This is a genomic window from Roseovarius sp. SCSIO 43702 (assembly GCF_019599045.1).
Lineage (GTDB): Bacteria > Pseudomonadota > Alphaproteobacteria > Rhodobacterales > Rhodobacteraceae > Roseovarius.
In genome coordinates this window covers 665,590-679,527 of the sequence record NZ_CP080623.1, presented here as the reverse complement: position 1 = coordinate 679,527, position 13,938 = coordinate 665,590, and the positions used below count along the sequence as shown (strand labels likewise).

The 13,938-nt window shown below is 67.5% G+C and carries 13 protein-coding genes; 6 read left to right on the top strand and 7 right to left on the bottom strand.

The window, feature by feature from the left end:
• Positions 1-27: 27 nt before the first annotated feature.
• Entirely contained in the window at positions 28-876 is an 849-nt protein-coding gene (locus K1T73_RS03155; RefSeq protein ID WP_259400427.1) for a bifunctional helix-turn-helix domain-containing protein/methylated-DNA--[protein]-cysteine S-methyltransferase, read from the bottom strand.
• Between the two features lie 172 nt (positions 877-1,048).
• On the opposite strand from K1T73_RS03155, the gene K1T73_RS03150 reads away from it, so the two are divergent.
• The 3 genes from K1T73_RS03150 (at position 1,049) to K1T73_RS03140 (ending at position 3,196) form a co-directional block, all read left to right on the top strand.
• On the top strand, positions 1,049-1,480 hold the full coding sequence (locus K1T73_RS03150; protein ID WP_220602542.1) for a DsrE family protein: 432 nt from the start codon (positions 1,049-1,051) through the stop codon (positions 1,478-1,480).
• Positions 1,481-1,568: 88 nt separating this feature from the next.
• The gene (gene nth, locus K1T73_RS03145; RefSeq protein ID WP_220602541.1) at positions 1,569-2,213 is read left to right on the top strand and encodes an endonuclease III; all 645 of its coding nucleotides are present in this window, start codon (positions 1,569-1,571) and stop codon (positions 2,211-2,213) included.
• Positions 2,210-3,196: an adenosine kinase gene (locus K1T73_RS03140; protein ID WP_220602540.1), complete on the top strand. Its 987-nt coding sequence runs from the start codon at positions 2,210-2,212 to the stop codon at positions 3,194-3,196. Before nth ends, K1T73_RS03140 begins: the two co-directional genes overlap by 4 nt.
• 64 nt (positions 3,197-3,260) lie before the next feature.
• Here the strand turns inward: K1T73_RS03140 and K1T73_RS03135 are convergent, their stop codons facing one another.
• The 3 genes from K1T73_RS03135 to cysS form a co-directional block, all read right to left on the bottom strand.
• On the bottom strand, positions 3,261-4,043 hold the full coding sequence (locus tag K1T73_RS03135; RefSeq protein WP_220602539.1) for a squalene/phytoene synthase family protein: 783 nt from the start codon (positions 4,041-4,043) through the stop codon (positions 3,261-3,263).
• The gene (gene cimA / locus K1T73_RS03130) at positions 4,040-5,662 is read right to left on the bottom strand and encodes a citramalate synthase (RefSeq protein ID WP_220602538.1); all 1,623 of its coding nucleotides are present in this window, start codon (positions 5,660-5,662) and stop codon (positions 4,040-4,042) included. The genes K1T73_RS03135 and cimA overlap by 4 nt, the downstream gene beginning before the upstream one ends.
• A 348-nt stretch (positions 5,663-6,010) precedes the next feature.
• Entirely contained in the window at positions 6,011-7,393 is a 1,383-nt protein-coding gene (cysS, locus tag K1T73_RS03125) for a cysteine--tRNA ligase (protein WP_220602537.1), read from the bottom strand.
• Between the two features lie 317 nt (positions 7,394-7,710).
• Here cysS and K1T73_RS03120 point away from each other — a divergent pair, with 317 nt between their 5' ends.
• Together K1T73_RS03120 and K1T73_RS03115 are read left to right on the top strand one after the other, a co-directional pair.
• Positions 7,711-8,898 carry a pyridoxal phosphate-dependent aminotransferase gene (locus tag K1T73_RS03120; RefSeq protein ID WP_220602536.1) on the top strand — a complete coding sequence of 396 codons (1,188 nt, stop codon included), beginning with the start codon at positions 7,711-7,713 and terminating at the stop codon, positions 8,896-8,898.
• 223 nt (positions 8,899-9,121) lie between these two features.
• Entirely contained in the window at positions 9,122-10,660 is a 1,539-nt protein-coding gene (locus K1T73_RS03115; protein ID WP_220602535.1) for a trimethylamine methyltransferase family protein, read from the top strand.
• A gap of 75 nt (positions 10,661-10,735) precedes the next feature.
• Here K1T73_RS03115 and K1T73_RS03110 read toward each other — a convergent pair whose 3' ends face one another.
• From K1T73_RS03110 to K1T73_RS03100, 3 genes are read right to left on the bottom strand one after another with little or no spacing between them, the layout of a single operon-like run.
• Positions 10,736-11,536: a DUF4336 domain-containing protein gene (locus tag K1T73_RS03110; protein ID WP_220602534.1), complete on the bottom strand. Its 801-nt coding sequence runs from the start codon at positions 11,534-11,536 to the stop codon at positions 10,736-10,738.
• Complete coding sequence (locus K1T73_RS03105; protein WP_220602533.1) at positions 11,536-12,087, bottom strand: peptidylprolyl isomerase; 552 nt, start codon at positions 12,085-12,087, stop codon at positions 11,536-11,538. The genes K1T73_RS03110 and K1T73_RS03105 overlap by 1 nt, the downstream gene beginning before the upstream one ends.
• A complete protein-coding gene (locus K1T73_RS03100; protein WP_220602532.1) occupies positions 12,080-12,586 on the bottom strand; it encodes a peptidylprolyl isomerase in 507 nt (168 codons plus the stop codon). Before K1T73_RS03100 ends, K1T73_RS03105 begins: the two co-directional genes overlap by 8 nt.
• A gap of 130 nt (positions 12,587-12,716) precedes the next feature.
• On the opposite strand from K1T73_RS03100, the gene K1T73_RS03095 reads away from it, so the two are divergent.
• The gene (locus K1T73_RS03095; RefSeq protein WP_220602531.1) at positions 12,717-13,904 is read left to right on the top strand and encodes a phosphoglycerate kinase; all 1,188 of its coding nucleotides are present in this window, start codon (positions 12,717-12,719) and stop codon (positions 13,902-13,904) included.
• Positions 13,905-13,938 lie beyond the last annotated feature (34 nt).

Below are 13,938 nucleotides of genomic sequence, written 5' to 3'. Positions count from 1 at the left end.
GCGCAGGTCCGGGCCGGAGAAGCCGCGTCACGCCTCGGCCCGCGCCGCCTCCCAGGCGAGGATCGACCGCTTGACCGGCAGCCCCCAGTGATACCCTCCGAGACCCCCCGATTTCCGAAGCGCCCTGTGACACGGGATCAGCAGGCTCACGGGATTGCGGCCCACGGCGGTGCCGACCGCCCGCACGGCGCGCGGCCGCCCGATCGCCTCGGCGATCTCGGAATAGGTCGTGACGTGCCCGGACGGGATTCGCAGCAGCGCCTCCCAGACCTTGATCTGGAAGGGCGCCCCGATCAGATGCAGGGGCGTCGGCTCCCCGCTCCGCGCCGCCGCACCGAACGCGCCCTGCACCCAGGGGCGCAGTCTCTCGGTGTCCTCCACGAACTCGGCCTCGGGCCAGCGCGAGACGAGATCGGCCATCGTCGCCGCCTTGCCCATCTCGGCCGCGAAACCTATCCCGCAGATGCCCCGCTCCGTTCCCATGACCAGCGCGGGACCGAACGGGCTGTCGAACCAGCCCCGGTAGATGCGCAGGCCCCGCCCCTTGCGCGCGAAGGCGCCGGGGCTCATGGCCTCCCATCTCAGGAACAGGTCGTGCAGCCGTCCCGTCCCCGACAGGCCCGCCGCGTCCGCCGTCTCGAGCGTGGTGAACTTCCGCGCCAGCATCTCCTTTGCCTGCCCCAGCGCGAGATACTGCTGATAGCGCTTGGGCGAGACGCCCACCCAGGCCGAGAAGAGCCGCTGGAAATGCGCGGGGCTCATGTTCATCTGGCCCGCCAGCGCCTCGAGCGTCAACTCGCCCTCGCCCGCGTCGATCAGGTCGATCGCCCGGCGCATGACCTGGTAGTGATAGCCCTTTTCGTTCATCGCGTTCATGACTGGTGTCCTTTCCCGACCCAATCTAGGCCCGCCCGCCCCGCGCGGCGACCCGATTATTGCGCAAATCCCGCCCAACGGAGTCGCGGGCGCGGCGCTTTGGCACATGGCGCCTGCGCCCGGGTGCTGCCCAACTCGTCGTCGACGCGCGCCATCACGGAAGGACCACATCATGCGCAAGACCCTCAGTGCTCTCGCCCTCTCCGCCAGTGTCGCGACACCGGCACTCGCGGACGGGCCCGACAACCTCGTCACCGTCGTCACCTCCGACCAGCCGCAGGTTCAACTGATGTCGATGGTCCTCAGCACGCAGGCCATCGCCCAGGGCCACAAGGTCCGCATCCTGCTTTGCGGCGCGGCCGGCGACATGGCGCTCGTCGACGCGCGCGAGACCGCCACCGCGGGCCAGCCGCCAAGGGACATGAGCCCGCAGGGGCTTCTGAAGGCCGCGATCGAAAAGGGTGCGACCGTCGAGGTCTGCGCGATCTACCTGCCCGGTCGCGGCGCGGATCCCTCGGCGCTGATCGACGGCGTGGGTGTTGCCAGCCCGCCGGACATGGCCGGCGCGCTGCTTGCCGATGATACGGTGGTCTGGTCGTTCTGAGACCGGCACGCCACGCATCCCGGCTCGGGCGGCCCGGACCGCCCGGCCCCCGCTTGCCCTCCGCCCGCGCAAAGGGCATAGCAAGGCCATGGCCAAGCAGCTCGACTATCACACCATCCGCGAGATCTTCACGCGTTTCCAGAAGGCCGATCCCGAGCCCAAGGGCGAGCTCGAGCATGTGAACGCCTACACGCTCGTCGTCGCCGTGGCGCTCTCGGCGCAAGCCACCGACGCGGGCGTCAACAAGGCCACGCGCGCGCTATTCAAGGTGGCCGATACGCCGCAGAAGATGCTCGATCTGGGCCTCGAGGGTCTCACCGAGCATATCAGGACCATCGGTCTCTTCCGGCAGAAGGCGAAGAACGTCATCAAGCTGAGCCGGATCCTCGTCGAGGAATATGACGGCGAGGTTCCCAATTCCCGCGCCGCGCTCGAAAGCCTGCCGGGCGTCGGTCGCAAGACCGCGAACGTCGTGCTCAACATGTGGTGGGGGATGCCCACGCAGGCGGTCGACACCCATATCTTCCGTGTTGCCAACCGCACCGGTATCGCGCCGGGCAAGGACGTGGTCGCCGTGGAGCGCGCCATCGAGAACCACGTTCCCGCAGACTTCCAGCACCACGCGCATCACTGGCTGATCCTGCACGGGCGCTATCACTGCAAGGCGCGCAAACCCATGTGCCCCACCTGCATCATCCGCGATCTCTGCGAATTCGAGGACAAGACCCAATGACGAAATACCAGGCCGTCGGCATCGGAAACGCCGTCGTGGACGTGATCACCCGCTGCGACGACGCCGCGCTCGCGCGGCTCGGGGTCGAGAAGGGCATCATGACGCTGGTGGAACAGGACCGTGGCGAGGCGCTTTTCGACGCGATGGACAATCGCACGCAGGCCCCCGGCGGGTCGGTCGCCAACACCATCGCGGGGCTCGGCGCGCTCGGCCTCTCGACGGGCTTCATCGGACGCGTCGCGGATGACGAGCTCGGCCGCTACTACGCCGCGGCACTGGCCGAGGTCGGCACGGATTTCGTCAACCCCCCGGCCACGGACGCGTTGCTGCCGACCTCGCGCTCGATGATCTTCGTCTCGCCCGATGGTGAACGCTCGATGAACACCTATCTCGGCATATCGACCGAACTCGGCCCCGAGGACGTCTCGCTCGACGCCGCCGGCGCCACCGACCTTCTCGTGCTCGAGGGCTATCTCTTCGACAAGCCCAAGGGCAAGGCGGCCTTCCGCGAAGCCGCCCGCGCCTGCCGCGCGTCGGGAGGCATGGCGGGCATCTCGCTCTCCGATCCCTTCTGCGTGGATCGTCATCGCGATGACTTCCGGCAGCTGGTCAAGGAACTCGACTACGTCATAGGCAACGAGCACGAATGGCGCTCGCTCTACCAGACCGACGATCTCGGCGCGGCACTCGAGGAGGCGGCGCGCGACGCGGGGCTGATCGTCTGCACGCGCTCGGGCCATGACGTCGCGATCCACAAGGACGACGAGAACTGGCAGGTGCCCGTGGATGCGATCACGCCCCTCGACACGACCGGCGCGGGCGACCAGTTCGCGGCGGGCTTCCTTTACGGTCTCGCCACCGGAAAGCCGCTCGATATCGCGGGGCGCATGGGCTGCATCGCCGCGGCCGAGGTGATCGGTCATTACGGCGCGCGCCCGGAAAAGGACATATCGGCGCTCTTCCGCGCCGAGGGGCTGATCTGACAGCCGCTTCATCTTGCCGGAACACCCGACTGAGACATGAGGGAATTCGCAGGGCTTTGCTGATCTACCAGCGTCCCGAAAGCGCTGTCGCCATCAGGCCGAGTTGATCCGCCACCGGCGCGGGCGCGAGCGTGCCGTCCTTCACCCGCGCCGGGTGCCGCGCCGCGCGGCGCAGCACACCTTCCACCTGCCAGAGCGCGACCATCGCGGGCCGCGCCGCGGGAGCGACGCCCGCCCTGCGCGCGGCGGTCAGCCGCTCCAACCCTTCCTCGGCCAGGGCGCGCACCGCGCCCTCGCGCCCGTCGACCAACGGAATGCGCCCCGCCGCCTCGAGCGCGGGCACCGCGCGGAACCACGCCGCCACTCCCTGGGCAAATCCCGCATCGCGCACCGCCTGCCCGGCCTCCCCGCCGAGCGAGCGCACCGCGGCGCGCAGGAGATGCCCCGCCGTGTGATCGAGATGCCTGCGAAACGCCGCCTCATCCTCGAACGGCTCACGGTAGATGTCCCACCGCCGCGCCAGCACCAATTCGTCAAGCTCCGTCGCGCTTTCCCTATCCAGCACCCCGCTCAGCGGCGTGGCCACCTCGTGCCGCCGCACCTGCCCACCGTCGGCGATCTCCTTCAGCGCGTCGCGCCACCATTGAAGGCGCATCTCGGCGATCATGCTCTCGGCCGTCACCCACGGCGCGCGCGCCACTTCCACATTCATCGCGTAGATCGGGAAAAGCACCCTCCGCGCCGGAACCGGCACCGCCATCGCCGCTCGAAACCGCTCCGGATCGCCGCGCCGCACGATATCGCCGCACGCATCGAGCGCCGCGTCCGCGCCGAACTCCCCGCTCACGGAGCAGGCCCCTCGTCACGCAACAGCTTCCAGTTGACCGCATCGAGCAGAGCCTGGAAGGAGGCATCGACGATATTGGGGCTCACCCCCACCGTGGACCAGCGGCGCCCCTCGCTGTCCTCGCTGTCGATGATGACCCGCGTGACGGCCTCGGTCCCGCCCTGCGTGATCCGCACCTTGAAATCGACGAGCCGCATGTCGTCGATCAGGTCCTGGTAACGCCCGAGATCCTTGGCCAGCGCCTTCGAGAGGGCGTTGACCGGCCCGCGGTCGCTTCCGGCGTCGTCCATCGACTCGCTCACCGAGAGTTTCTTCTCGCCGTCGACCTTCACCACGACCACCGCCTCCGAAAGCGTGACCATGCGGTCATACTTGTTCTTGCGGCGCTCCACTGTGACCTTGTAGCGCTTCACCTCGAAGAACTCGGGCATCTGGCCCAGCACCTCGCGCGCGAGGATCTCGAAACTCGCCTGCGCGCTGTCATAGGTAAAGCCGCGATCCTCCCGCGCCTTCACCTCCTCGAGAATGCGCGCCAGCGCCGGATCGCCTTCCGCGACCTCGAGCCCCGCCTCCAGAAGGCGCCGCCGCAGGTTCGACTGCCCCGCCTGGTTCGACATCGGGATGATCCGCGCGTTGCCCACCGCGGCCGGGTCGATATGCTCGTAGGTGGCCGGGTCCTTGAGGATCGCGCTCGCGTGCAGCCCCGCCTTGTGCGCGAAGGCCGAGGCGCCGACATAGGCCGCCTGCCGCATCGGCACCCGGTTGAGAATATCGTCGAGCATCCGGCTGGTCTGCGTGAGACCCGCCAGAGCCTCGCGCGTGACACCGGTTTCGAACCGGCTGGCAAAGGGCTCCTTGAGCAGGAGCGTCGGGATAAGCGCGGTGAGGTTGGCATTGCCACAGCGCTCGCCCAGCCCGTTGAGCGTGCCCTGCACCTGCCGCGCACCCGCCTCCACCGCCGCGAGGCTGCACGCCACGGCATTCTCGGTGTCGTTATGGGTGTGGATGCCCAGCCCGTCGCCGGGGATGCCCGCCTCGATCACCGCGCCGGTGATCTCGCGCACCTCGCGCGGCAGGGTGCCGCCATTGGTGTCGCAGAGCACGATCCAGCGCGCACCCGCGTCCAGCGCGGCCCGCAGGCAGCGGGTGGCATAATCCCGGTTCGCCTTCCAGCCGTCGAAGAAATGCTCGGCATCGAACAGCGCCTCGCGCCCTTTCGCCACGATATGCGCGACCGAGGCGCGGATGTTCTCGAGATTCTCGTCCAGCGTGACGCCCAGCGCGGCCTCGACATGGAAATCATGCGTCTTGCCCACGAGGCACACCGCCTTCGTCCCCGCATTGAGGACGGCCGCCAGCACGTCGTCATTCTCCGCCGACCGCCCGGCGCGCTTGGTCATCCCGAAGGCGGTCATGGTGGCCCGCGTCTCGAGACCCGCGTCGAAGAACGCGCTGTCGGTGGGGTTCGCCCCCGGCCAGCCGCCCTCGATGTAATCGACCCCCAGCGCATCGAGCGCCGCCGCGATCCGCTGCTTCTCGCCGGTCGAGAACTGCACCCCCTGCGTCTGCTGTCCGTCGCGCAGCGTGGTGTCGTAGAGATAGAGGCGTTCGCGGGTCATTTGACCCCCCCGCTCCGGGCCCGATCCGGGGCCTCGCCGTCAGCAACGGGGTCCCGGATCAAGTCCGGGACGTGACAACCGTTTACGCCAGCCCGACCGCTCGCGATCCGATGCACCTCCGACCCGACGACATATTGTGCGACTATCGTGGGCCTCTGCGGCAGCAAACCACGCCGGCCGTGTCGCGTGCGGCACGGCCAGCCCCAGCCCGCCCCCCTGGGCGGGGGCTTCACCCCCACCCGCGTGCGGGGGCCGGCCTCGGTTGAAAAAGGGGCGGTCATTTGAGCGCGTCCAGCTTGTCGGGGTCGAAATCATGCTTGATATGATTGATCAAATAGTCTGCCTGCTTCATAGCCCGCCCCAAACTTCGTCCAACACGTTGACGTCATAATTCGGAAGTTTCTCAAACTCTGCCCCCTCAGGAGTATCGACTACCTTCACACCAGCGCGCGCCAAACCATCTCTGATACGGTCTGCTTCAGCAAAATCCTTCTTTTTCCGAGCTGTCTCACGGCGCTGAATGAGATGTGATATTGTGCCAGTCTCGGCATCAGTGAAGCCTTCTATTTCCGCCCACTTGGGTATTGCGCCCGGCCATAGCCCCAACATTTCAAGTCCAAATCTCAGCGTGTTCACGTCACCTGCATTCGCCAGAGCATGTATTTGTGAAATCGCTTCATGCGTATTCAGATCGTCAGATAGTGCTTGAACCAATGGGTCGTATCTTGAGCTTTCTCCGGACAACCCGGCCAATCGATACCACTTCCGCAGCGTCCTCTCCGCCTCCTTCGCCTTCTCCGCCGTCCAGTCCATCGGCTTGCGATAATGCGTCGACAGGAACACGAAGCGGATCACCTCGCCCGGGATGCCCTGGTCCAGCAAATCCCGCACGGTAAAGAAATTGCCCAGCGACTTGGACATCTTCTTGCCCTCGACCTGCAACATCTCGTTATGCATCCACACCCGCGCGAAGTCGCCCTCCGGATGCGCGCAGCGGCTCTGCGCGATCTCGTTCTCGTGGTGCGGAAACATCAGGTCGTTGCCGCCACCATGAATGTCGAACGACTCGCCCAGCAGTTCATAGCTCATCGCCGAGCACTCGATATGCCAGCCCGGTCGCCCCCGGCCCCACGGGCTCTCCCAGCCCGGAAGGTCATCCGATGACGGCTTCCACAGCACGAAATCCATCGGGTTGCGCTTGTAAGGCGCCTTCTCGACCCGCGCGCCGGCGATCATGTCCTCGACCGTCCGCCCCGAGAGCCGGCCATAGTCGCTGTAGCTCTCGACGGCGAAGAGAACATGCCCCTCCTCCTCGTAGGCATGGCGCTCGGCCACCAGCCGCTCGATCATCGCGATCATCTGCGGGATGTAATCCGTGGCGCGCGGCATGTGATCGGGCTCCAGCGCGCCCAGCGCGCCCATGTCGTCGAGAAACCATTGCGTCGTCTCCGCCGTGATCTCGCCGATCGCGCGCCCCGTCTCCCTGGCCCGCGCGTTGATCTTGTCGTCCACGTCGGTGAAGTTGCGCGCATAGGTCACATGCGCCTCGCCATAGACGTGCCGCAACAGCCGATAAAGCACATCGAACACCACCACAGGCCGCGCGTTGCCCAGGTGCGCCCGGTCATAGACGGTGGGGCCACAGACATACATCCGCACATCGTCGCGGCGCAGCGGCTCGAAGACCTCCTTCTTGCGGGTCTTCGTGTTGTAGAGCTTGATCGTCGTCATGTCGTCCTCGCACGCGCCTTTCGCGGCGGGCTTAGCAACTTACTCTCTCATAGGGAATAGAGGACCGGCCCGCCGAACGATGTCAGCGGATAATGCAGCAGGTGATGCAGGTCCCGGTCATGCCCCCGAGCCTAAGCAGCGGCTGCCCGCCCCGTCAAGGGCGCCAGACCGGAGCCCTCGTCTTTCCGGATCGCAATACCCCCGCCGAAAGCTCCCGCATCCGCCGCCCTGGCGCTGGCGGTCTGTTCTGCCCCCGCCTTGACAACCCCCACCTGCATCGGTCACCTCCCCCGACACCGGTGGCAGGAGGGACAGGCATGCGGTTCTCGGAAACGATCAGGAACATGACGGGCGGCGGTTCGGACGGATGGGACGTGGTTCGCAAGGCCGCGCGCATGGAGCGCGAGGGCACCCCCGTCACGCATCTCACGCTGGGCGAGCATGACATCCGCACGGACCCGATGATCCTCGAGGCGATGTATCGCTCCGCGATGGACGGGGCCACCGGCTACATGTCCTTCGAGGGAGACATGGGGCTGCGCTCGCGCATCGCCGCGCGTCTCACCGCGCGCACCGGCGTCGAGACCACGCCCGAAAACGTGCTGATCGTGCCCGGCGGCCAGGGCGGGCTTTTCGCCACGCATCACGCCGTCTGCGACCCGGGCGACCGGGCGCTCTACATCGACCCCTATTACACCACCTACCCGGGCACGATCCGCACCGTCGGTGCCGTCCCGGTCGCGATCGAGGCGCGGGCCGACCGCAATTTCCAGCCCGACGAGGCCGACATCGCCGCCGTCGCCGAGGGCGCGCGCTCGATCCTCGTCAACACGCCCAACAACCCCACCGGCGTCGTCTACACGCGCGACACGCTCGAAGGCATCGGCCGCGTGGCCCGGGACAACGACCTTTGGATCATCTCCGACGAGGTCTATGACACCCAGGTCTGGATCGGCGATCACGTGAGCCTCCGGGCGCTGCCGGGCCTTGCCGAGCGCACGCTCGTCGTCGGCTCCATGTCGAAGAGCCACGCCATGACAGGAAGCCGCGTCGGCTGGGTCGTGGGGCCCGAAGAGGCGATCCACCACATGACGAACCTCGCCACCAACACCACTTACGGCGTCCCGGGATACATCCAGCACGCCGCGGCCTTCGCGCTCGATCAGGGCGAGGCCTTCGAGGAGAAGATCGCCGAACCCTTCCGCCGCCGCCGCGACCTCGTGGCGAAGCTGATGGAAGGTCAGAACGCCGCGCGCGCGATCCCGGCGGACGGGGCCATGTACGTGATGGTCGACATTCGCGCGACCGGCCTCTCGGGCGAGGATTTCGCCAACCGCCTGCTCGACGAGCATCATGTCGCCGTGATGCCGGGCGAGAGCTTCGGCAAGGCCGCGGCGGGCCACCTGCGCGTCGCCCTCACCGTCGCCGACGAGCGGCTCGAGGAGGCGGTGGCCAGGCTGATCGAGTTGGCGAACGATCTCGCGGCCGGGCGCCAGGCCTCCTGATCGCCCATTTGCGACATTTGTCGCAATTGAGACAGACGCGATCCTGATTCGCGCGGCACCCTCCGTCCCGATTGGGATGGAGGTCAGCACATGACAGCGTGCTGCAAGATAGCCCTCGTGGCCTACACGATCGGAGCGTCCCGAGGCCGCGCCGCCCGCGGGCGACCGGAAACCCGTTCGACATGAACGACGATTTTCCGACACGTTTTCCCAGGATCACACCATGAACGCACTCACCTCTCGCCGCACCGGCGGCCGCGCCGCGCGCCGCGCCAGCCGGTCCGCACCGCTCACCGACAATCTCCGCGCCATACGCCCCGGTATGGAAGGCGGCCGCCTCAACGTCCTCACCGACGAACAGATCGCGCGCATCCACGAAGCCGCGCTCGAAGCGCTCGAGACCATCGGTCTCGCCGACGCGCCCGAAAGCGGCGTCGCCTACCTCGTGAGTGCCGGAGCCGAGCGCGGCGAGGACGGGCGCATCCGCTTCCCCCGCGCCGTGGTCGAGGACGCGCTCGGCAAGGCCTGCAAGGATCTCACGCTCCACGGCCGCGATCCGCGCCATGACCTGAACCTGTCCGGCACCCGTGTGCATTACGGTACCGCCGGCGCCGCCGTCAGCATGGTGGATATCGAGGGCCGCGAATATCGCGATTCGACGGTGCAGGACCTGCATGACGCGGCACGTATCTGCGACGTGCTCGACAACATCCATTTCGTGCAGCGCCCGATGGTCTGCCGCGACATCGCCGACAACCGCGAGATGGATCTCAACACGCTCTACGCCTGCTGCTCGGGCACCACCAAGCATGTCGGCACCTCCTTCACCGACCCCGCCTATGTCGAGGACGCGCTCTCGATGCTGCACATGATCGCGGGCGGCGAGGACGCGTGGCGCGCGCGGCCTTTCGTGTCGAACTCCAACTGCTTCGTCGTGCCGCCCATGAAATTCGCGACCGAAGCCTGCCAGGTGATGGAAAACTGCATCCGTGGCGGGATGCCGGTGCTTCTTCTCTCGGCCGGCATGGCCGGTGCCACGACGCCCTCGACCATCGCCGGCGCCATCGTTCAGGCGACGGCGGAATGCCTCGCGGGGCTGGTCTACGTCAACGCGGTCTCGCCGGGCCACCCGGCGATCTTCGGCACGTGGCCCTTCGGGCTCGACCTGCGCACGGGGGCGATGACCGGCGGGTCCGGCGAACAGGCGCTTCTCTCGGCGGGATGCGCGCAGATGCACCGGTTCTACGGCCTGCCCGGCGGCGCGGTCGGGGGGATCACCGACGCCAAGCTGCCCGACATGCAAGCGGGATGGGAGGCGATGTGCTCGAACGTCATGGCGGGGCTTTCGGGCCTCAACATGGTCTACGAATCGGCCGGGATGCACGCCTCGCTCCTCGGTTTCTGCCACGAATCGCTCATCCTCGCCGACGACCTGATCGGTCACGCGCTTCGCTGCGTGCGCGGCATCGACGTGACGGACGAGACCATCGCGCTCGACCAGATGCGCGAGGTCTGTCTCGGCGGACCGGGGCATTATCTCGGCACGGGCCAGACGCTCGCGCGGATGCAGTCGGACTACCAGTATCCCTCGGTGGGGGACCGGACCTCGCCCAAGCAATGGGTCGAGATCGGCAAACCCGACCTCAACGCCCGCGCCACCGCGCGCAAGGAAGAGATCCTGTCGCAACCCTCTGCCGCGCGCTTCGATCCCGCGCTCGACGCCGAATTGCGCCGCGCCTTCACGATACATCTTCCGAACTGACGATCCGGCGGGGCACCGGAGAAGTCGGACTTTCCGGGCCCGTTCCGCGCGCAGGGAAAGGCCGGGGCGGATCGCTCAGGAACCGCCCCGCCGATCCTCGTCGATGCGCTTCGCGACCTCCTCCCACCGCCGCTTGCGCAGCACGCGGCGAAAGGCGCGTTCGAGCTCGCCCACCGCGCCCGAGCGGAACCAGCGCCCATGCGCGAGAACCAACTGGTCCGGCGCCCAGGCGATCATCCGCTCCACGGCGTCGGCCAGAAGATCCCTGCGGCGGAAGCTGAACATCATGTCGGGCGGCATCTTGCCGTCGCTGTCGTCGATCCCGGCAAGCCAGATCAGCGGCCGCATCCAGACCGGCAGTTTCGCAGTCTCGAAATTCTCGATGAGATCGGTGAGGATCAGCGTCCCCGACTGGCGATGATGAAACACCGCCTCGCGATGCGCCTTGCTTCCTTCCACGATCATCTGGTCGATCTGGCCCCGCCACGGCGCCTCCGCCTCGTGGCCGAGGTCGTGATCGAAAGACAGGTCCAGCCCGTGTTTCGCCGCACGCCCCGCCACGCCGGGCGCGGCCCAGGCCAGGGCGTCGGGAAACGCCGCCTGCCATTCGGCGATGAAGGAATAATGGATCCAGTTGGGCGCGACCAGGTGCGCCACCCGCCCCTCGGCCCCGAGTTCAGCCTTCAGCCCCTCGGTCAGGCGCGTCGGCGAATGCACCCAGAGATCGCCGTTCTCGAGCCGCACCACCGTGGCGCGGGTCGAGAAGGGCAGGCCGTAGAAGGAAACATGCGGCCCGTCGACGATCCAGATCGACGGGCCGATGATCTTGAGCGTATCGAGCGGCTCGTAACCCGTGGGCCGCGACGCCTCCCTCATCAGTCGATGACCGTGACCGATGTCATCACGTCCGGCTGGCCCACGACCGCGCCGTTCTGCCCGGTGCCGCGCTTGATCGCGTCGACCACCTCCATGCCGTCCGTCACCTTGCCCACCACGGTATATTGGCCGTCCAGCGACGGGTAGCGGGTGAACATTATGAAGAACTGGCTGTTCGCGCTGTCGGGATTCTGGCTCCGGGCCATGCCGAGGATGCCGCGCTCGAAGGGAATGTCCGAGAACTCCTGCGGCACGTCGGGCAGGGTCGATCCGCCGCGCCCGGCATAGGCCATGTTCCCGCCCTCGACCTTGCCGAACTGCACATCGCCGGTCTGAGCCATGAAATCGTCGATCACCCGGTGGAAGGCCACGCCGTCATAGGCGCCCTTCTCGGCCAGGGTGGTGATCCGCTCCACGTGCTGCGGCGCCACTTCCTCGAAAAGGTCGATGGCGACGGTGCCGTTCGCCTCGCCCGCGATCTCGATCTCGAGACCCGTGGCCAGGGCGGGCGACGCCGCCAGCGTCGCCGCGAGAATGGCCCAGTTACCCATCGGCGGCCACCTTGACGCTGATCATGCGGTCGGGATCGGCGGGCGGCTCGCCCCGCGTGATCGCGTCCACGTGCTCCATGCCGTCGATCACCCGGCCATAGACCGTGTATTGCCGATTGAGGAAATGGTTGTCCTTGAAGTTGATGAAGAACTGGCTGTTGGCGCTGTCGGGGTTCTGGCTCCGCGCCGCGCCCAGCGTGCCGCGATCATGGGGCACGCCGCTGAACTCGGCCTTGAGGTTGGGCAGGTCGCTGCCGCCGGTTCCGGCCGCGCGCAGGTTGAAATCCTTCTCCATGTTCCCGTTCTTCACGTCGCCCGTCTGCGCCATGAACCCGTCGATCACGCGGTGAAAGGCCACGTTGTCATAGGCACCGGCCCGCGCCAGTTCCTTCATGCGTTCGGTATGGCCCGGCGCCACGTCGGGCAGAAGCTCGATGGTGACGGTGCCGTCCTTCAATTCCATCAGGATCGTGTTCTCGGGGTCTTTGATCTCGGCCATCTGGCTCTCCTCGGATTTGGCTTTGTCCGAGAGGTAAGGGTTTCGCCCGGAATTGCCAAGCGCCCCGCCTTGACCCTTGGGCACGATCGCGCCATGAGAGGCGCGCGTTTCGCAACGGGAGAACGGGCAGATGGGCTGGAACACCCTCGACGACATGGATCTTGACGGCAAGCGGGTGCTCACGCGCGTCGACATCAACGTGCCGGTCGAGGATGGCCGCGTCACCGACGCCACCCGGATCGAGCGGATCGTTCCCACCGTCAGCGATATCCTCGCGCGCGGCGGCCGGCCCATCCTGATCGCGCATTTCGGCCGGCCCAAGGGCAAGGTCGTGCTCGACATGTCGCTGCGGCAGGTGTTGCCGGCGCTCGAAGTGGCTTTGGGCCGCAAGGTCACGCTCCTCGAAACGCTGGAAGGCGCCGAGAACCTGACGGACGAGGCGCAGGCCGCCGACGTCCTCCTGATGGAAAACATCCGCTTCCATCCGGGCGAAGAGGCCAACGACCCCGATTTCGCCCGCCGCCTCGCGGCCCTCGGCGACATCTACTGCAACGACGCGTTCTCCGCCGCCCATCGCGCGCATGCCTCGACCGAGGGCGTGGCGCGCCACCTGCCCTCCTGCGCCGGCCGCCTCATGCAGGCCGAGTTGCAGGCGCTCGAGGCCGCGCTCGGTGCGCCGAAACGGCCGGTGATCGCGGTCGTGGGCGGCGCCAAGGTCTCGACCAAGCTCGACCTGCTGGGCAACCTGGTCGAGAAGGTCGACATGCTCGTCATCGGCGGCGGCATGGCCAACACCTTCCTCGCGGCACAGGGGCTTTCCGTGGGCAAGTCGCTCTGCGAACACGACATGGCCGACACCGCACGCGCCATCATGCAGAAGGCCGGCGCCTCGGGATGCGAGGTGATCCTGCCCGCCGACGTGGTGGTGGCGCGCGAGTTCCGGGAAGGCGCCCCGCACGAGACCGTGCCCGCCCATGCCTGCCCCGACGACGCGATGATCCTCGACGCCGGTCCCCGGAGCATCGCGCGCATCGCGTCGGCCTTCGCGAAGGCCAGCACGCTCATCTGGAACGGCCCCCTCGGCGCATTCGAGATCGCCCCTTTCGACACGGCCACCAACGCCGCCGCCCGCGAAGCCGCACGGCTGACGCGCGAGGGCGCGCTCGTCTCCGTCGCGGGCGGGGGCGACACCGTGGCCGCGCTCAACCAGGCCGGCGCGGCGGATGATTTCACCTACATCTCGACCGCCGGCGGCGCGTTTCTCGAATGGATGGAGGGCAAGGAACTGCCGGGCGTCGCCGCGCTGATGGACGGGTAAGGAGAACCCGACTTCGCCGCCGGGGCCGATGTGA